The following is a 16,313-nucleotide window of genomic DNA, read 5'->3' on the forward strand; positions in this document are numbered from 1 at the left end:
TGCGTTGCGCGGCCGGGCCGCGAAGATCGGCGTAACGTGTGTCACTTAGCTGCGCCGGTTCGCCGGTGCGGTCTCATGCGTGCGCAAGACGTGGCAGTGGACGCGGTCTCGCCCGGTCCGCTGACCGGTACGGAAGGTGTGATCCGCCGCCCCGCGAGGGCGCCGTCAGGGAGACGACTCGAATGACATCAACGGCAACGAGGCCGCGGGGAGCGCGGGGGCGCGCCGCCATCGCGGCGAAGACGTTGCGAACGGACCGCTGGTGGTTCGCGCCACTGATCACCGTCGTCGGGCTCAGTGCCTGGGTCATCTACGCGACGGTCCGGGTCTTCATGCACAAGTGGTACTGGGTGGACGCCTACCACTACCTGACGCCGTTCTACTCCCCCTGCGTCACCGACCGGTGCGTCGAGGGCTCCTCGCACTTCGGCAGCTTCCTGCCCGGCTGGTGGATCATCCCGGACGCGGCGCTCACCCTGCCGTTCCTGCTGCTGTTCCGGCTCACCTGCTACTACTACCGCAAGGCCTACTACCGGTCGTTCTGGCTGTCGCCGCCGGCCTGCGCGGTACCCGACGGGCACCAGTCGTACGGCGGTGAGACCCGGTTCCCGCTGCTCGGCCAGAACCTGCACCGCTACTTCTTCTACGCCGCCGCGATCATCTCGCTGATCAACACCTACGACGCGATCTACGCGTTCCACTCGCCCAAGGGTTTCGGCTTCGGCCTGGGCAACATCATCCTGCTGATCAACGTGGTGATGCTCTGGGCGTACACCATCTCGTGCCACTCCTGCCGGCACATCATCGGCGGGCGGCTCAAGCACTTCTCCAAGCACCCGCTGCGCTACCGGGCGTGGACCGGGGTGTCCTGGTTGAACGTCCGGCACATGCAGCTCGCCTGGATCACCCTCGGCACCCTGGCGCTGACCGACTTCTACGTCATGGCGGTCGCGGCCGAGTGGTTCCCTGATCTGCGGTTCATCAACTGAAGGCCCCTGACATGACTGAGACGCGAATCGAACGACACCACTACGACGTCGTCGTGATCGGGGCCGGCGGCGCCGGCCTGCGCGCGGCGATCGAGGCCCGGCTGGCCGGCAAGAAGACCGCGATCATCTCGAAGTCGCTGTTCGGCAAGGCCCACACGGTGATGGCCGAGGGCGGCGCGGCGGCCGCCATGGGCAACGTGAACTCCCGGGACAACTGGCAGGTGCACTTCCGGGACACCATGCGCGGCGGCAAGTTCCTCAACAACTTCCGGATGGCCGAGCTGCACGCGAAGGAGTCGCCGCAGCGGATCTGGGAGCTGGAGACGTACGGGGCGCTCTTCGACCGCACCAAGGACGGGAAGATCTCCCAGCGCAACTTCGGCGGCCACGAGTACCCGCGCCTGGCGCACGTCGGCGACCGCACCGGCCTGGAGCTGATCCGCACCCTCCAGCAGAAGATCGTCTCCCTCCAGCAGGAGGACAAGCGGGAGTTCGGCGACTACGAGGCCCGGATCAGGGTCTTCTCCGAGACCACCATCACCGAGCTGCTGCTCGACAACGACCGGGTGGCCGGCGCCTTCGGCTACTACCGCGAGTCCGGCGAGTTCATCCTCTTCGAGGCCCCGGCCGTGGTCCTGGCGACCGGTGGCGTCGGACGCTCCTACAAGGTCACGTCGAACTCCTGGGAGTACACCGGGGACGGTCACGCGCTCGCGCTGCGCGCCGGCGCGACCCTGATCAACATGGAGTTCCTCCAGTTCCACCCGACCGGCATGGTCTGGCCGCCCTCGGTGAAGGGCATCCTGGTCACCGAGTCGGTCCGCGGCGACGGCGGCGTCCTCAAGAACTCCGAGGGCAAGCGGTTCATGTTCGACTACGTCCCGGACGTCTTCCGCAAGCAGTACGCGGACAACGAGGCCGAGGCGGACCGCTGGTACAAGGACCCGGACAACAACCGGCGCCCGCCGGAGCTGCTCCCCCGCGACGAGGTCGCGCGCGCCATCAACAGCGAGGTCAAGGCCGGTCGGGGTACGCCGGCCGGCGGCGTCTTCCTGGACATCGCCTCCCGGCTGCCGGCCGAGGAGATCCGCCGCCGGCTGCCCTCGATGTACCACCAGTTCAAGGAACTGGCCGACGTCGACATCACCAAGGAGCCCATGGAGGTCGGCCCGACCTGCCACTACGTGATGGGCGGCGTCGAGGTGGACCCGGACTCCGGCGCGGCGTACGGCACGGTGCGCGGGCTCTTCGCCGCCGGTGAGGTGTCCGGCGGCATGCACGGCTCCAACCGCCTCGGCGGCAACTCGCTGTCCGACCTGCTGGTCTTCGGCAAGCGGGCGGGCGGTCACGCCGCCTCGTACGCCGACCAGCTCACCGCGCGCCCGGCGGTGTCGGTGGCGGCCGTGGAGGCCGCCGTGGAGACGGCGCTGGCCCCGCTCCAGCGGGACACCGGCGAGAGCCCGTACACCCTCCAGCAGGACCTCCAGGCGGTGATGGGCGACCTCGTCGGCATCATCCGGCGGGAGGGCGAGCTGGTCGACGCGTTGGCCCGGCTGGCCGAGCTGCGCGAGCGGGTGGCCAAGGTGAGCGCGGCCGGCGGCCGGCGCTACAACCCGGGCTGGCACCTGGCCCTGGACCTGCGCAACATGCTGGTGGTCTCGGAGTGCACCGCGAAGGCCGCCCTGGAGCGGCAGGAGTCGCGCGGCGGGCACACCCGGGAGGACCACCCGGCCATGGATCCGAAGTGGCGGCGCGTGAACCTGGTCTGCTCGCTGGACGGTGACACGGTCCGGCTGACCCACAAGCCGCTGCCGAAGATGCGCCCGGAGCTGATCTCGCTGTTCGACCGGGCCGAGCTGGCCAAGTACCTGACCGACGAGGAACTCGCCGAGTTCGACGCCCTCACCGAGGGGGAGCGCTGAGGAATGGGAACTGACAACACGCAGGCGACCGGCAAGCCGGGCACGAAGCGGCCCTTCCGCATCTGGCGGGGCGACGAGAACGGCGGCGAGCTGCGCGACTACACGGTCGAGGTCAACGAGGGCGAGGTCGTCCTCGACGTGATCCACCGCCTCCAGGCCACCGACGCGCCGGACCTGGCGTGCCGGTGGAACTGCAAGGCCGGCAAGTGCGGCTCCTGCTCCATGGAGATCAACGGCAAGCCCCGGCTGAGCTGCATGACCCGGATGTCGACGTTCGAGGAGGGGGAGACCGTCACGGTCACCCCGCTGCGCACCTTCCCGGTCATCCGGGACCTGGTCACCGACGTCTCGTTCAACTACGAGAAGGCGCGGGAGACCCCGGCGTTCGCGCCGCCGGCCGACGTGGCCCCGGGCGACTACCGGATGCAGCAGGTGGACGTCGAGCGCTCGCAGGAGTTCCGCAAGTGCATCGAGTGCTTCCTCTGCCAGAACGTCTGCCACGTGATCCGCGACCACGAGGAGAACAAGCAGGCGTTCTCCGGTCCCCGGTTCTTCATCCGGGCCGCCGAGCTGGACATGCACCCGCTCGACGCGAAGACCGACCGCAAGGAGTACGCGCAGTCCGAGATGGGACTCGGCTTCTGCAACATCACCAAGTGCTGCACCGAGGTCTGCCCCGAGCACATCAAGATCACCGACAACGGGATCATCCCCATGAAGGAGCGGGTCGTCGACCGCAGGTACGATCCCCTTGTGTGGCTTGGTAGCAAGATCTTCCGGAGGGGTCAGGTGCCTCAGACCAGCGTGACCAGCGGGCATTCGGGCGGCGCCGTGACCGCCCCCGCCGCCCACGGCGGGGTGCACTCGCACGCCGGCGGCTCGCACGACACGGCGGCCGAGCGGCAGGCGCAGCAGGGCGTCAACTGGCACCGCGAGGTGCCGCACCCGACCGCTCCCGCCGTCGACGTCAACGGCAAGCTGCCGCTGACCGAACTGACCTTCGACCGGGCCGCCGCGCCGTCGCCGTTCGGTGACGACGTGACCTTCCCGCTGCCGCCGGAGCACCTGAACTTCGCCCACCCGCAGCAGGACGAGCCGAAGCACTGAGCAGCACACCGACAACGACGACGGGGGCCGCGGCACATGCCGCCGGCCCCCGTCCCGTTTCCGCCCCCGAATCCCGCTTCCGCCGGTCCGGGGCCCTGTCCCGCTCCTGGCGGTCAGGAGCCGGCGAGCAGCGGGCGCAGGGCGGCGACGATCGGCACGTCGGCCGGCAGCCAGGCGACGCTGTCGAGTTCGTCGGCGGCGAGCCAGCGCAGCTCCGAGTGCTCCAGGGCCTTCGGTTGCTCGCCGTCGAGGAGGCGGGCCACGTACACCCGGAGGACGGAACGGCCATGGGCCATCCGCACGTCGCGGCCGAGCCGCGCGCCGATCTCCACCCGGACGCCGAGCTCCTCGGCGCACTCGCGGACCAGCGCGTCGGTCTCGATCTCCCCCGGCTCCACCTTGCCGCCGGGAAACTCCCAGCGGCCGGCCACCTCCGGTGGCGCGGAGCGCTCGCAGGCCAGGACCCTGCCGTCCACGATGATCGCCGCCCCGACGACCACCCTCGGCTCCCGCCGGTCCTGCCCGTTCCCGCTAACCCGTTCGGTCTGCACGGGCGTCCAGCGTGCCAGATCAATCGGCGGTTTGGGTAGCTGAGTCGACCGTCAGGTCAGCAGAACACGGAAGTGTGGGCGTGGACACACCATCTGTGCAACGACAGACTAGAGGGCGTCGACTGGGACACGGGATGGCGACGATTTGGCCACAAGCCGGCAACGACGCCTGGGAGGTGCGGTGATGCGCGTGCTGTTCAACGGCCGGGCGAAGCACGACTACCTCAGCGACGCGCTCGCCCTGCTGTCCGGATGGACCCGGGAAGGCGAGCAGATCCGCCGCACGCTCGTCCTCGACGACACCCAGCACGCCGCGCTCACCGAGCGCGTCGCGGTGGTCGCCGACGCGCTGCGCCTGCGTCCGGAGATCAGCCGCCGGGCCGACCACACCCAGATCAGGGTGGGCCACGGCGACGGCGAGCCGCTCACCGAGGGCGAGGTGCTGCTGGCCGCCCGCATCGAGGACGCGGTCCGCGCGGTCACCGAACGCTGAGCACTCTCCTGAGAGCTTCCTGAAAGTTTCCGGTTAGCAATTAATTCCTCCGGGGTAGGACTTCCGGCACAGGGAACCGCAAAGGATCCCGAAAGAGACGGAACGTGCGATAACCCCTTGAGGAGCTGACCATGACGACGCCCACCACGGCCACCGACCGGGCCGACCACGCGCACACCGGCCACGTCGAGCGCGACGTCCGGCACCTGCACCGGCACGGCGAGGAGACCAAGCCCGCGTGGAAGACCACCGAGCTGGCCGTCTACCTGCTCTCCGTCATCGGCGTGCTGATCGCCTCGAACGCCGTCGGCGACGGCGCCGCGAACAACGGCGGGGACTACTTCGCGGCCGACAAGGCCTGGTGGTACATCACCCTGCTGACCGTCGGTTACCTGATCAGCCGGGGCCTGGCCAAGGCCGGCAGCCGCAGCCGCGACCACGACCCGCGCGTCGACCACTGACCTCCACCTCGGCAGCCCCGTCCGGCAGGACGGGGCTGCCGGCGTTTCCCGGCTGGCAGGCCCCACCTACCGTCGGGGACATGGCCGATCCGACGTACGACCGCAAGGAACAGTTCCAGCAGATCCAGAGCGGGCTCCTGCCCGGCGAGCAGATCATCGCCGTCTACGACGCGATCGGCGCGGGCACCGGGTTCATCGGGCTGACCGACCGCCGGGTCGTCATCCAGGACCGCTCCTTCGTCGGAAAGCGGTACGCGATCACCAGCATTCCGTACGCGAAGATCACCAGCGTGAGCGTGGTGAGCAACAAGTCGTGGGGCGGCTCGTTCTTCTCCACCGGGGCCATCGCCATCCACGTCGGCACGCACACCTACGAGGTGGAGTTCCGGGGCGCGCAGAAGAGCCACCACGTGCACAACGTCATCCTCCACCACATCTCCTGATGTGCCGGTCGACCTGCCGGCGCGCTACGACGCGGCCAACGCGTGGGGGCGTGACGACGGCTTCCTCCTGCGCTTCGTCGGGGCGCCACCGACCCGGGTCCACGGCCTGGGCTGCGGCACCGGGCGGCTCACCCCGCCCGGCGGCACGACGGTGGACGCCTGGACCGAGCTGACCGCCGTGCGCGACGGCCTGGTCGGCTTCCTGCACCACACGGCGGTCAGCGCCGGTAGGTCAACGTGAAGTCGAGCGCCCAGTCGACGCCGTCGGCGGACCGCTCCCAGCGGCCGTCGATGGCGGCGCCGTCCTCGCGGAGCGTCCCGATGAACCGCTGGTGGAAGCCGGGCGCCTCCCGCCACATCCGCCAGACGCCCTCGGCGAACGTCATCCGGTAGACGCGGTGCACGCCGCGGGCGTCGGCGTAGAGCACCGCGAACTCCTCCCCCGCGTCGTCCAGGCCGATCAGCTGGGTGGTCGGAAGTGGATTGTTCTCGCGCCAGGCGCGCGGCGCCGACTCCGGCACCGGGTCGGCGTCGGTGTACTGGCGGAGGAACCGGCCGTCCTCCACCCAGGAGAACTCCGTCCAGCCGGCGCCGAGACCCTCGACCTCCGGCTGCACGGTCCACCGCCCGACGAGCGCGTCGAGCCGCGCGAGCGCGGGATGCCGCTCCCCCATCTCGTCCTCCTCGTGTCGCTGGGGACTCCGGTGTTCGCCGCCGCCTGACAGAATCGCGCGCATGCGGGGGTTGTTCGCACGGGTCCGGGGATGGTGCACGGACCACAGACCGACCGTACGCCGGATCCGCCGTACCGTGGTGGTGGTCGTGGCGGGCGTGGCGCTGCTGGGCGCCGGCACCGCGGCCAGCGTGGCCTGGGTCCGCGGCGGCGCGGACGGCCACCTGTTCACCGAGGCCGACGTGCCGGACGCCCCGGTCGCCCTGGTCCTGGGCACCAAGGTGGAGGCCGACGGCACCCCGTCGCCGTTCCTCGCGGCCCGCCTGGAGATCGCGCAGCGGCTCTTCGCCGCCGGCAAGGTCCGGGTCATCCTGGTGTCGGGCGACCACATGAACGACGACTATGACGAGCCCGACGCCATGCGGCGCTGGCTCGTCGACCGGGGTGTGCCGGCGGAGAAGGTGGTGCTGGACCACGCCGGCTTCGACACGTACGACTCCTGCGCCCGGGCCCGGCGCATCTTCGGCGTCGAGCGGGCGACCGTGGTGACCCAGTCCTTCCACCTGCCCCGTGCCGTGGCGGTCTGCCGGCACCTCGGCGTGGCGGCGAACGGCGTGGGCGACGACACCGCCCGCCGGTACGCCGAGCGCTGGCGGATCAGCGCCACCCGGGAGTACGGCGCCTGCGTGAAGGCCATCGTGGATGTGCTGTCCGGCCGCGATCCCGTGCACCTGGGCCGCCGGGAGACCGGAGTGGACGACGCCCTGCGCGCGGGGTGACCTGCGGCCCGCCGGTCGGCGGTAGGGTCACGGCGTGGTGAAGCTGGCCGAGGAGACCCTCGCGGCGGTCGGGCGGATGACCGTCGCGGCAACCGAACTCGAGCACCTGCTGTCCCGGCTCGGCGCCGCCGGCGCGGCCGCCGACGAGATCTTCGCGCGCGCCGGGGCGCCGCTGCTCGCGGCCCGCGAGGCGGCGCGGTCCGCCCCGCCGGCCATCCGCGACGAGTACGCCAACCTGGTCGAGGGTGCGGCCACGCAACTGGCCGTGGGCCAGGCTGCGCTGCGGGCCGTGTGGCGCGGCGGCCGGACCGACGCGGCGCTGTTCGACGAGATCACCGCCCGCCTGCTGCGCTGCCGCGACGCCCTGCACGACCGGATCCTCGTTCCGCAGCAGGGTTGACGAGGCGGCCCGAGGCTCCGGGATGGCCGGCGCCGGCGCTATGGTCGCGCGCTGCCCGAGCTGATCGCGCCGTCCCGAAGGACGTCCGGGACGCCGAACCGGGCCGGGTGCGGCGTTACCGGATCATGCTCCAGGCGCCCCGTACGTGCCCCCACGCTGAGTGAAAGTCCTGGTACATTCGCGCTTCGCCTCGATCGAAAGAGGAACTGCGCATGACCGGCACGGGGGCCGACTCGGGCGCGGGACCGGTGCCGGGCGCCGGACCAGCCGATCCTTCCGCACCACACCCACCCGGGCAGCCGTCGTCGAGCTACGGCACGCCGCCCTACGCTCCGCAGGCGGGCGACCAGCCTCCGCCGTACGCGGGCGAGCAGCCGCCGCCGTTCCTGCCGCAGCCGCCGGTGGCGTGGGGGCCACCGCCCGGCCCGCGTAACCGCACGCTCGTTGTCGCCGCTGTGATCGTGGGCGTGGTGCTTCTGGTGGGCTGCCTCGGCCTGACCGGCGGTGTGCTCCTGCTGCGCTCGGCGACGACGACCGCGTCCGGGCCGGGACGGGAGGCACCCCCCGCGCCGATCAGCGAGCGCAGCCCGGCCGCGACCGCCGCACCCGGGGCCAGCGAGGAGCCGGTGCAGGAGGGGCCGCAGGCCAGCGAGTACCCGGCCGAGGAGATCTCCGACCTCAACCGGGTCTGCGACGACGGGGTCTTCTACCCGCAGTCGCCGAAACGCGCCGGCACGGCACCGCACCCGGTGGTGCTGCTCATCGGTGACGGCTCCGGGCTGCGCTACCAGAACGGCACCTACTACTTCTCGCAGGGCCTCTCGAAGAAGGTGGAGCAGACCTGGGCGCCGGAGGCACCCGCGAAGGTGCAGATGGTCGCCTGCCTCGACCGGGTGAGCAGCGGCGCGACGATCCGCCGCTGCAAGTATGACGACCCGAAGCCGTTGACGTTGACGCTGTTGAAGGCGAGCTGGCGCCTCCGGGTGTACGAGGTGGCGACCGGCCGCAAGCTGCTCGACAAGCCGATGACCGGCGACGACCGGGCGTGCCCGTACGTCGTCCTGGCCGGCCCGGACAAGAAGATCTACGCCGAGGTCAGCGACCGGGCCGCCGTCGCCGCGCTCCGCAAGCTGGTCAACGGCTCAGCCTGAACCCGACGCGCGTGCCTCAAGCACGGCCAGGTCGCGCTCCGCGTAGAGCCGGTGCTCCCACTCCTCGTTGAGGACGGTCAGCAGGCACTCCCGGACCGGGTAACGGCGGGGCCGCGGCCAGCCGGCCCCCTCCACCGGTTCGGTGTGGCCGGCCAGCGACTCGGGGGTCAGCCCCTCGATGACCTGGCGCACGGTGGACATCCGGTCGCGGCGCAGCGCGAGCACCACGTCGAGGGAGGGCCGGGCGGCCCGGTCACGGGGAACACCGGGGGTGTCCGGCATCTCGTCCCACGGCAGGTCCAGAGGATCCCACGGTGCCGGGTCGCCGAGGATCGCCCGCCCGACCCAGGAGTCGGTGGCGAAGGCGAGGTGCCGCAGCGTCTCGATGAACGACCATTCACCGTCGACCGACTCGTGCAGCAGCTCGGGACGCAGCCGGCCGGCCCGTTCGACGGTGCCGGCCCAGAGCCGCTCCAGGACGGCCCACGCCTCGCGGAAGCCGGCCGGATCGGTCGGGCGCATCCGCGCCCGGTCCGGGTGCCGCCGGTCCAGCTCCGCCTGGATCAGCGGCCCGACGTCGACGCCGTTGATCGTCAGATGCTCGATCTCGCCGCGGATGTCGACGTCGGCCAGCTCGACGCCACGCATGGTGACCCCGCTCAGGTCGACGGCACGGAACCGGGCGCCGGAGAGGTCGACGGCGCGGAACTCGGAGCCGGTGAGGTCGGTGTGCTCGAACCGGGAGCCGCGCAGATCGGCGGCGGTAAATTCAGCCACGCGAGCAGGCTAACCGCGCGGCCCGACCCTTCGCGGCCCCGGAGGACGGGGGCAGCGAGCCGCTGCGTCCTGAGGCACGATGGCGCCCATGAATGGCATGGATCATCACCAGCAGCGGCCCGTCGCCCTGGTGACGGGCGCCGGCCGCAGCGCCGGCATCGCCGCGTCGGTGGTCCTGAAGCTGGCGGAGAGCGGCTGGGATGTGGGGTTCACCTACTGGACCCCGTACGACGAGCGGATGCCCTGGGGAGCCGATCCCGAGGCCGTGACGCTGCTCGGTGACCAGGCCGGCCGGAACGGGGCGAGAACCGCCGCGATCGAGGCGGACCTCAGTGATCCGCACGCCGCGGCCGGGATCTTCGAGACCGTGGGGCGTGAGCTGGGCCCGGTCGGCGCACTCGTCCTCGCCCACTGCGAGAGCGTCGACTCGGGCCTCCTCGACACCAGCATCGAGAGCTTCGACCGTCACTTCGCGGTCAACACCCGGGCGAGCTGGCTCCTCATCCGCGAGTACGCCCGGCAGTTCCGCGGGGAGCACGGCACCGGCCGGATCGTCAGCCTGACGAGTGACGCCACGGTCGGCAACATTCCCTACGGGGCCAGCAAGGGCGCACTCGACCGGATCACCCTGGCCGCGGCCCGGGAACTGGCCCACCTCGGCGTGACCGCCAACGCGATCGATCCGGGTCCCACCGACACCGGCTGGATGACCGCGGAGATCAAGGATGCCGTCCTACGGTCCACGCCGCTCGGACGCCTCGGCCGCCCGCAGGACTGCGCGAATCTCGTCGCGTTCCTGTGCTCGCCCGAGGGGGGTTGGATCAACGGCCAACTCCTGCGCAGCGACGGCGGGATCGCCTGACCCACGTCTTGGCGGGACAGCGGCAGCCGCTCACGGCTGCCGCACGTCCGCAGGAGCGCCGACCACCAGGTGGCGTTCGAAGATGTAATAGACCGGGACGACGCCGATGACGGCCAGCGCCGCCGGCGGGCTGACGAAGGCGACGCCGATCGCGAGCAGGTAAAGGATCGACGCTGTCCCGACGCGCAGCCGCGCCTTCCACCGGGCCTGTTCCGGCACCGGCTGCCGGAGCCGCCCCGGGCCCAGGGTCCATTCGAAGATCCCGGCGAAGCTGAGCCCCATCCCCAGGAAGGCCACCGCATACAGAATCACCGCGACCCGGGCGTCCTGCCCGCCGAGCGCGAGGTACTCGGACACCGTCGCCGTGTCCACCGGGATGAGGACGACGAACAGCAGCAGGACGAGGTTGAGGAGGGCCAGGTTCCGGTCGACGACGGCGAGGTGCCCGACGAGGGCGTGATGGTTGACCCAGATGAGCCCGATCGTGGCGAAGCTGATCAGGTAGACGAGAAATGCCGGCCAGTGGTTCCCGACCTGATGGAGCAGCGGGCCATGACCCGGACCGGCCACCGTCAGGTTCAGCGCGAGGAGCGTGATCGCAACCGCGAAGACCGCATCGCTGAACACCTCCAGCCGAGTTCGGCTCACCCCACGGTTCTACCGCAAGACCGCCGCCTGAGCTGGCCGGATCGGTTCATACGTTGAAGCGGAACTCCACGACGTCGCCGTCCTGCATGACGTACTCCTTGCCCTCGATCCGGACCTTGCCGGCGGCCTTCGCCGCCGCCATCGATCCGGCCTCGATCAGGTCGTGGTAGGAGACCACCTCAGCCTTGATGAAGCCGCGCTGGAAGTCGCTGTGGATCACCCCGGCGGCCTCCGGCGCGGTCGCCCCGACCGGGACGGTCCAGGCCCGCGCCTCCTTGGGGCCGGCCGTCAGGTACGTCTGGAGCCCCAGCGTGCGGAAGCCCACCCGGACGAGCTGGTCCAGCCCCGGCTCGGACTGCCCGATCGACTCCAGCAGCTCGCGGGCCTCCTCCTCGGGCAGGTCCACCAGCTCGGACTCGATCTTGGCGTCCATGAAGACCGCCTCGGCCGGGGCGACCAGGCCGCGCAGCTCGTCGAGGAACTCCGCGTTGCCCAGCTCGGCCTCGTCGACGTTGAAGACGTAGAGGAACGGCTTCGTGGTGAGCAGGTGCAGCTCGCGCAGGTGCTCCAGCTCGATCTTGGCGGCGGCGGCGCCCGCGTAGAGGGTGGTGCCGCCGTCGAGGACCTCGACGGCCTTCTTGGCGGCCTCGACGGCGGCGGCCCGGTCCTTGCGGAGCTTGGCCTCCTTCTCCAGCCGCGGCAGCGCCTTCTCCAGGGTCTGGATGTCGGCCAGGATCAGCTCGGTGTTGATCGTCTCGATGTCGTCGGCCGGGGAGACCTTGCCGTCGACGTGCACCACGTTCGGGTCGGAGAAGGCCCGCACCACCTGGCAGATCGCCGAGGCGTCGCGGATGTTGGCCAGGAAGGCGTTGCCCCGGCCCTGCCCCTTGGAGGCGCCCCGGACCAGGCCGGCGATGTCGACGAAGGAGACCGGCGCCGGCAGCACCTTCTGCGAGGAGAAGATCTCGGCGAGCTTGGCCAGCCGCTCGTCGGGCAGCCCGACCACGCCGACGTTCGGCTCGATGGTGGCGAACGGGTAGTTCGCGGCGAGCACGTCGTTCTTGGTCAGCGCGTTGAACAGGGTGCTCTTGCCCACGTTGGGCAGGCCGACGATGCCGATGGTGAGACTCACGACGAGCCAGCTTACGCGGTTCGCGGCGGGAACCGGTCAGGCGGGCCGGGCGGGCAGCAGCCGGGGCTCGATCCGGGTCTCCCGGACGGTGCCGTCCTCGGCCCGGACCAGCTCGTACGCGGCCACGCCCTCCCGGTCGGCGACCGCCTCGGCCAGCCGGGTGCCCCGGTAGATCAGCCCGACCCCGTCGTCGGTGCAGTGGCTGGTCGGCAGCGTGCCGTCACCGACGAGCCGGTGCATGAGCGGCCGGCGCTGATCCTCGCTGTCGTAGTGCACCCCGTTGCCGTACGGGAGCCAGCCGAGCCCGTCGGTGAAGGGGCGCAGGGTGGGGCCGTAGCTGTCGGTGGCGCCGCCGAGGTGCCAGCAGATCGACCCGGCGGAGACCCCGCCGAGCACCACGCCGGCCTGCCAGCACTCGTGCAGGATGTCCGGCAGGCCGTGCACCCGCCACACGGCGCAGAGGTTGGCCACGCTGCCGCCGCCGACCCAGATGATGTCCTGGGCGAGCAGGTGGGCGCGGATGTCCTCGACGTTGGGCATCGGGTAGAGCGCCAGGTGGGACGGGCGGAACCGGGTGCCGGCGAACGCGCCGTAGAACACCGTGAACGAGGTGGGCTGGTCACCGACCGCCTGGTTCAGGTAGCAGACCCGGGGCGCGTCGCCGGCCTGCGCCAGCTCGGCCATCAGGTCGAACAGCTGGCTGGGCCGGGCGTCCCACGGGCCGCGGTGCCGGCTGAAGAAACCCATGCTGGTGGCGACGATGGTGGGCTCACTGGCGGGCATGGCCGTCCTTCCGGTCGGTGGCGTCGGAGATCATCCTGCCGGATCCGGCGGCTCCGCCTCCGCCGCCGCCAGCAGGGCGCGCAGCAGATCGGCCAGCCGGGCCCGGTCGGCGGGGGGCAGCGCGTCGAGGATCCGCCGCTGCACCTCCAGCCCGGCCTCGGCCGACTCCTCGGCGACGCGGCGGCCGGCGTCGGTGAGGCTGATCCGAAGCGCCCGCCGGTCGGCCGGGTCGGGCGAGCGGCGGACCAGCCCGGCCCGCTCCAGCCGGTCGAGCCGGCCGGTCATCCCACCGGACGTGAGCATGAGCGAGGCCGCGAGCGCCTTCGGCGCCAGCGTGTACGGCGCGCCGGACCGGCGCAGCGCGGCGAGCACGTCGAACTCGCCCCGGCCGATGCCCCAGCCGGCGTACACCTTCTCCTGGCGGTCGCCGACCAGCCGGGCCAGCCGGTAGATGCGACCGAAGACGGCCATGGGCTCGGGCCGCATGCCGGCCCGCTCCCGGCGCCACTGCTCGACGATCAGGTCCACGTCGTCGGTTGCCACGGCTGTCGATTGTGCCCCACCTCGCACACTCCCTTTCACTCGGCACTGATTAGCTTAGTGCTAAGCTACTTAGCACCGAGGAAAGTAGGTCGACATGGCCCGCCGCTGGACGGACATCGCGCTCACCGCCCTCGCCCCGGCCACCTGGGGCACCACCTACCTGGTCACCGCCGAGCTGCTGCCCGCCGGCCGGCCGCTCTGGTCCGGCGCGATCCGCGCCCTGCCGGCCGGCCTGCTGCTGCTCGCGCTGACCCGGCGGCGGCCGCACGGCGTCTGGTGGGGGCGGGCCGCACTGCTCGGCGCGCTCAACATCGGGGCGTTCTTCCCGCTGCTCTTCGTGGCCGCCTACCGGCTGCCCGGCGGCACCGCAGCGGTCCTCGGGGCCGCCCAGCCACTGCTGGTCGCCGCGCTCACCGTCGCGCTGCTCCGGGACCGGCCCGGCCGGCCGGCACTGCTCGCCGCGCTCGCCGCCCCGGCCGGGGTCGCCCTCGTCGTGCTGCGGCCCGGCGCCGGCCTCGACCCACTGGGCGTCGCCGCCGGCCTGGCCGGCACGGCCGCGATGGCCGCCGGCCTGGTGCTCACCCGCCGCTGGGGCCGGCCGGCCGGGGTGGGCACCCTCGCCGCGACCAGCTGGCAGCTCGTCGCGGGCGGCCTGCTGATCGTGCCGGTCGCCGCCGCCGTCGAGGGCGCGCCGCCCGCGCCGGACGGGCCGGCCCTGCTCGGGTACGCGTGGCTCGGGCTGGCCGGCACCGCGCTGGCGTACGCGCTCTGGTTCCGGGGCGCGGCCCGGCTGCCGGTGACGCGCGTGTCGGTGCTCGGGGCGCTCAGCCCGCTGACCGCCGCGACGCTCGGCTGGCTGGTGCTGGGGCAGGCGCTCAGCCCGACCCAGCTCGCCGGTTTCGCGGTGGCGGTCGGCGCCATGGTGCTCGGCCAGCTTCCCGCCCGCACCGCGCCGGATGAGCGGGGCGGTCAGCCGGCGCGCAGCCGGCGCCAGGCGCCCGCCGGGACGTCGGTGGCCATGCTCTCGGGCAGCGCCCCGGACGGCAGCTCCGCCGCGGCCGCGAGCGGCAGGGTGAAGCGGTGCGCCGCGGACGGCGCGGCCGCGTGCGACTGGTCGAGCAGCCAGCGCACCTCGTCGACCGTCCAGCCCAGCCCGGCCCGGCCGGCCAGCTCCCGGACCAGCCGCAGGCCGACTCGGGTGTCGTCGTCGTAGAAGCGCATGCACCAGTGGTGCGCCCACATGCCGAGCGCGCGCAACCCGGCCGCGTCGAGCGAGCCGACCAGCCGGCCACAGGCGGTGTCGGCGAAGGGCCGCCCCGGGTCGTCGGCCCGGTCCCGCTCGATCGCGCCGTAGGCGGCCGGCGCCACCACCCGCATCCGGTCGTAGAAGGTCTGCACCACCGCAGCGTCCAGCCGTGCCCGCCCCGACCGCATCAGCGGACACCCCGCCCGGCCACGCTCGCCATGCCCCGCACCTTTTCTTGAGTTGGTGGCGCGACGGTACCGGCCACTACCGACACTTTCCCCGGCGAAATCCGTTGCCACGCCAGGGATAGCTGGCCTGAGCTGGTGCGTCTGTACTGGTGACGACAACGAGCGGGAGGGTGGGTGGACGAGGACGACCGGGCCCGGCTGGCCGAGTTCGTGACCAGCCGCACGCCGGCGCTGATGCGGGTGGCGTACCTGCTCACCGGCGACCGGCACGCGGCCGAGGACCTGTTCCAGTCGGCGCTGGCGAAGACCATCCCGAGGTGGCGGGCGCTGCGGCACACCGACCCGGAGGGCTACCTGCGCACGGTCATGTACCGGGAGCAGGTCAGCTGGTGGCGGCGGCTGGGGCGACGCCGGGAGACGGCGCTCACCGCGGCCGACGAGGCGGTCCAGCCGGACACCAGCGGCGGCACCGACGTACGCCTGGCGATGCGGGCGGCGCTGCGGCTGCTGCCGCCGGCCCAGCGCACGGTGCTGGTCCTGCGCTACTACGAGGACCTCACCGAGACCCAGGTCGCCGAGGCGCTGGGCTGCACGGTCGGCACGGTGCGCAGCCGGACCCACCGGGCGGTGGCCCGGCTGCGCCAGCTCATGCCGGACGTCGAACTCCTGGAGGTACGGCGGTGACCACGCCCTTCGAGGACCTCATCCGCGCCACCCTCTCCGACCTGGCCGAGGAGGCACCCAGAGTGCAGGACCAGTTGACCCCGGCGGAACGCCGGTTCCGGAACCGCCGGCGGACCACGGTGACGCTCGGCGCGGCGGGCGTGGTGGCCGCCGTGCTGATCGGCGCACCGATCGCGGTGGCGGCCGGCGGCGGGGGCGCCCCCCGCCCGGCGGCACCGCCGACCCCCGCGGCCGTCACCCCGTCCCCCGCCGGGCCCACGGCGGTGCCGTCGCCCAGCGGGCCGCCCACCGCCGCGCCGAGCCCGTCCGGCGACGCGACGGCGACGGCCGTGCCCAGCCCCTCGCGGCCGGGCCCGCCGGGCCGCCCCATGCCGGGTCCGAGCCGGCCGGGCGAGCCCACCGCGGTCCCCTCCCCCTCCGACCCCGGGGGCGGCCCCGGCCCCCTGCCCACCCCGTCCCCCAGCCCACGCCGCTGACCCCG

At 72.4% G+C, this 16,313-nt stretch carries 21 protein-coding genes and 1 pseudogene; 14 read left to right on the forward strand and 8 right to left on the reverse strand.

All coding sequences use genetic code 11. The features are described from left to right. Positions 1-182: 182 nt before the first annotated feature. From GA0070214_RS13000 to GA0070214_RS13010, 3 genes are read left to right on the forward strand one after another with little or no spacing between them, the layout of a single operon-like run. On the forward strand, positions 183-989 hold the full coding sequence (locus GA0070214_RS13000; protein WP_091262494.1) for a hypothetical protein: 807 nt from the start codon (positions 183-185) through the stop codon (positions 987-989). Positions 990-1,000: 11 nt separating this feature from the next. Continuing rightward, positions 1,001-2,911, forward strand: coding sequence for a fumarate reductase/succinate dehydrogenase flavoprotein subunit (locus GA0070214_RS13005; protein ID WP_091262496.1), 1,911 nt, complete (start codon positions 1,001-1,003; stop codon positions 2,909-2,911). 3 nt (positions 2,912-2,914) lie between these two features. Then, the gene (locus GA0070214_RS13010) at positions 2,915-4,018 is read left to right on the forward strand and encodes a succinate dehydrogenase/fumarate reductase iron-sulfur subunit (RefSeq protein ID WP_091262498.1); all 1,104 of its coding nucleotides are present in this window, start codon (positions 2,915-2,917) and stop codon (positions 4,016-4,018) included. A gap of 113 nt (positions 4,019-4,131) precedes the next feature. Here the strand turns inward: GA0070214_RS13010 and GA0070214_RS13015 are convergent, their stop codons facing one another. Continuing rightward, positions 4,132-4,569: a (deoxy)nucleoside triphosphate pyrophosphohydrolase gene (locus GA0070214_RS13015; RefSeq protein WP_208602750.1), complete on the reverse strand. Its 438-nt coding sequence runs from the start codon at positions 4,567-4,569 to the stop codon at positions 4,132-4,134. Positions 4,570-4,753: 184 nt separating this feature from the next. On the opposite strand from GA0070214_RS13015, the gene GA0070214_RS13020 reads away from it, so the two are divergent. The 4 genes from GA0070214_RS13020 (at position 4,754) to GA0070214_RS13035 (ending at position 6,207) form a co-directional block, all read left to right on the forward strand. After that, positions 4,754-5,062 carry a 4a-hydroxytetrahydrobiopterin dehydratase gene (locus GA0070214_RS13020; RefSeq protein WP_091262502.1) on the forward strand — a complete coding sequence of 103 codons (309 nt, stop codon included), beginning with the start codon at positions 4,754-4,756 and terminating at the stop codon, positions 5,060-5,062. Positions 5,063-5,193: 131 nt separating this feature from the next. Beyond that, positions 5,194-5,523 carry a hypothetical protein gene (locus GA0070214_RS13025; RefSeq protein WP_167364268.1) on the forward strand — a complete coding sequence of 110 codons (330 nt, stop codon included), beginning with the start codon at positions 5,194-5,196 and terminating at the stop codon, positions 5,521-5,523. Positions 5,524-5,603: 80 nt separating this feature from the next. After that, positions 5,604-5,966, forward strand: a complete 363-nt coding sequence (locus GA0070214_RS13030; RefSeq protein ID WP_091262504.1) for a PH domain-containing protein — start codon at positions 5,604-5,606, stop codon at positions 5,964-5,966. 1 nt (position 5,967) lies between these two features. Then, positions 5,968-6,207: a hypothetical protein gene (locus GA0070214_RS13035; protein WP_091262506.1), complete on the forward strand. Its 240-nt coding sequence runs from the start codon at positions 5,968-5,970 to the stop codon at positions 6,205-6,207. Here GA0070214_RS13035 and GA0070214_RS13040 read toward each other — a convergent pair. Continuing rightward, on the reverse strand, positions 6,185-6,640 hold the full coding sequence (locus GA0070214_RS13040; RefSeq protein WP_091262508.1) for a hypothetical protein: 456 nt from the start codon (positions 6,638-6,640) through the stop codon (positions 6,185-6,187). The genes GA0070214_RS13035 and GA0070214_RS13040 overlap by 23 nt on opposite strands. 61 nt (positions 6,641-6,701) lie before the next feature. Here GA0070214_RS13040 and GA0070214_RS13045 point away from each other — a divergent pair, with 61 nt between their 5' ends. From GA0070214_RS13045 to GA0070214_RS13055, 3 genes are all read left to right on the forward strand, one after another. Further along, a complete protein-coding gene (locus GA0070214_RS13045; protein WP_091262510.1) occupies positions 6,702-7,418 on the forward strand; it encodes a SanA/YdcF family protein in 717 nt (238 codons plus the stop codon). Positions 7,419-7,452: 34 nt separating this feature from the next. Continuing rightward, positions 7,453-7,818, forward strand: coding sequence for a hypothetical protein (locus GA0070214_RS13050; RefSeq protein WP_091262513.1), 366 nt, complete (start codon positions 7,453-7,455; stop codon positions 7,816-7,818). Between the two features lie 212 nt (positions 7,819-8,030). Continuing rightward, a complete protein-coding gene (locus tag GA0070214_RS13055; RefSeq protein ID WP_139141853.1) occupies positions 8,031-8,969 on the forward strand; it encodes a hypothetical protein in 939 nt (312 codons plus the stop codon). On the opposite strand, the gene GA0070214_RS13060 is transcribed toward GA0070214_RS13055, so the two are convergent. Next, positions 8,961-9,746, reverse strand: coding sequence for a DinB family protein (locus GA0070214_RS13060; protein ID WP_091262516.1), 786 nt, complete (start codon positions 9,744-9,746; stop codon positions 8,961-8,963). The genes GA0070214_RS13055 and GA0070214_RS13060 overlap by 9 nt on opposite strands. Before the next feature lie 88 nt (positions 9,747-9,834). On the opposite strand from GA0070214_RS13060, the gene GA0070214_RS13065 reads away from it, so the two are divergent. Further along, positions 9,835-10,608 (forward strand): SDR family oxidoreductase, encoded by a 774-nt coding sequence (locus GA0070214_RS13065; RefSeq protein WP_244167692.1) that lies wholly within the window; start codon positions 9,835-9,837, stop codon positions 10,606-10,608. Between the two features lie 30 nt (positions 10,609-10,638). On the opposite strand, the gene GA0070214_RS13070 is transcribed toward GA0070214_RS13065, so the two are convergent. From GA0070214_RS13070 to GA0070214_RS13085, 4 genes are all read right to left on the reverse strand, one after another. Further along, positions 10,639-11,235, reverse strand: a complete 597-nt coding sequence (locus GA0070214_RS13070; RefSeq protein WP_167364269.1) for a TMEM175 family protein — start codon at positions 11,233-11,235, stop codon at positions 10,639-10,641. Between the two features lie 67 nt (positions 11,236-11,302). Next, the gene (gene ychF, locus GA0070214_RS13075) at positions 11,303-12,388 is read right to left on the reverse strand and encodes a redox-regulated ATPase YchF (RefSeq protein WP_091262523.1); all 1,086 of its coding nucleotides are present in this window, start codon (positions 12,386-12,388) and stop codon (positions 11,303-11,305) included. Between the two features lie 36 nt (positions 12,389-12,424). After that, the gene (locus tag GA0070214_RS13080) at positions 12,425-13,171 is read right to left on the reverse strand and encodes a Type 1 glutamine amidotransferase-like domain-containing protein (protein ID WP_091262525.1); all 747 of its coding nucleotides are present in this window, start codon (positions 13,169-13,171) and stop codon (positions 12,425-12,427) included. A gap of 30 nt (positions 13,172-13,201) precedes the next feature. Continuing rightward, positions 13,202-13,714 (reverse strand): MarR family winged helix-turn-helix transcriptional regulator, encoded by a 513-nt coding sequence (locus GA0070214_RS13085; RefSeq protein WP_091262526.1) that lies wholly within the window; start codon positions 13,712-13,714, stop codon positions 13,202-13,204. Between the two features lie 94 nt (positions 13,715-13,808). Between GA0070214_RS13085 and GA0070214_RS13090 the strand changes: the two are divergent. After that, positions 13,809-14,630 (forward strand): annotated as a pseudogene (locus GA0070214_RS13090) (EamA family transporter); the annotation flags it as partial. A gap of 53 nt (positions 14,631-14,683) precedes the next feature. Here GA0070214_RS13090 and GA0070214_RS32435 read toward each other — a convergent pair. After that, positions 14,684-15,148 (reverse strand): hypothetical protein, encoded by a 465-nt coding sequence (locus GA0070214_RS32435; RefSeq protein ID WP_244167693.1) that lies wholly within the window; start codon positions 15,146-15,148, stop codon positions 14,684-14,686. 174 nt (positions 15,149-15,322) lie between these two features. Between GA0070214_RS32435 and GA0070214_RS13095 the strand changes: the two genes are divergently transcribed. Both GA0070214_RS13095 and GA0070214_RS13100 read left to right on the forward strand, forming a co-directional pair. Then, positions 15,323-15,832, forward strand: coding sequence for a SigE family RNA polymerase sigma factor (locus tag GA0070214_RS13095; protein WP_091262529.1), 510 nt, complete (start codon positions 15,323-15,325; stop codon positions 15,830-15,832). Then, a complete protein-coding gene (locus tag GA0070214_RS13100) occupies positions 15,829-16,308 on the forward strand; it encodes a hypothetical protein (protein ID WP_091262531.1) in 480 nt (159 codons plus the stop codon). Before GA0070214_RS13095 ends, GA0070214_RS13100 begins: the two co-directional genes overlap by 4 nt. Positions 16,309-16,313 lie beyond the last annotated feature (5 nt).

The sequence above is a fragment of the Micromonospora chaiyaphumensis genome (assembly GCF_900091435.1).
GTDB classification, from domain to species: Bacteria; Actinomycetota; Actinomycetes; order Mycobacteriales; family Micromonosporaceae; genus Micromonospora; species Micromonospora chaiyaphumensis.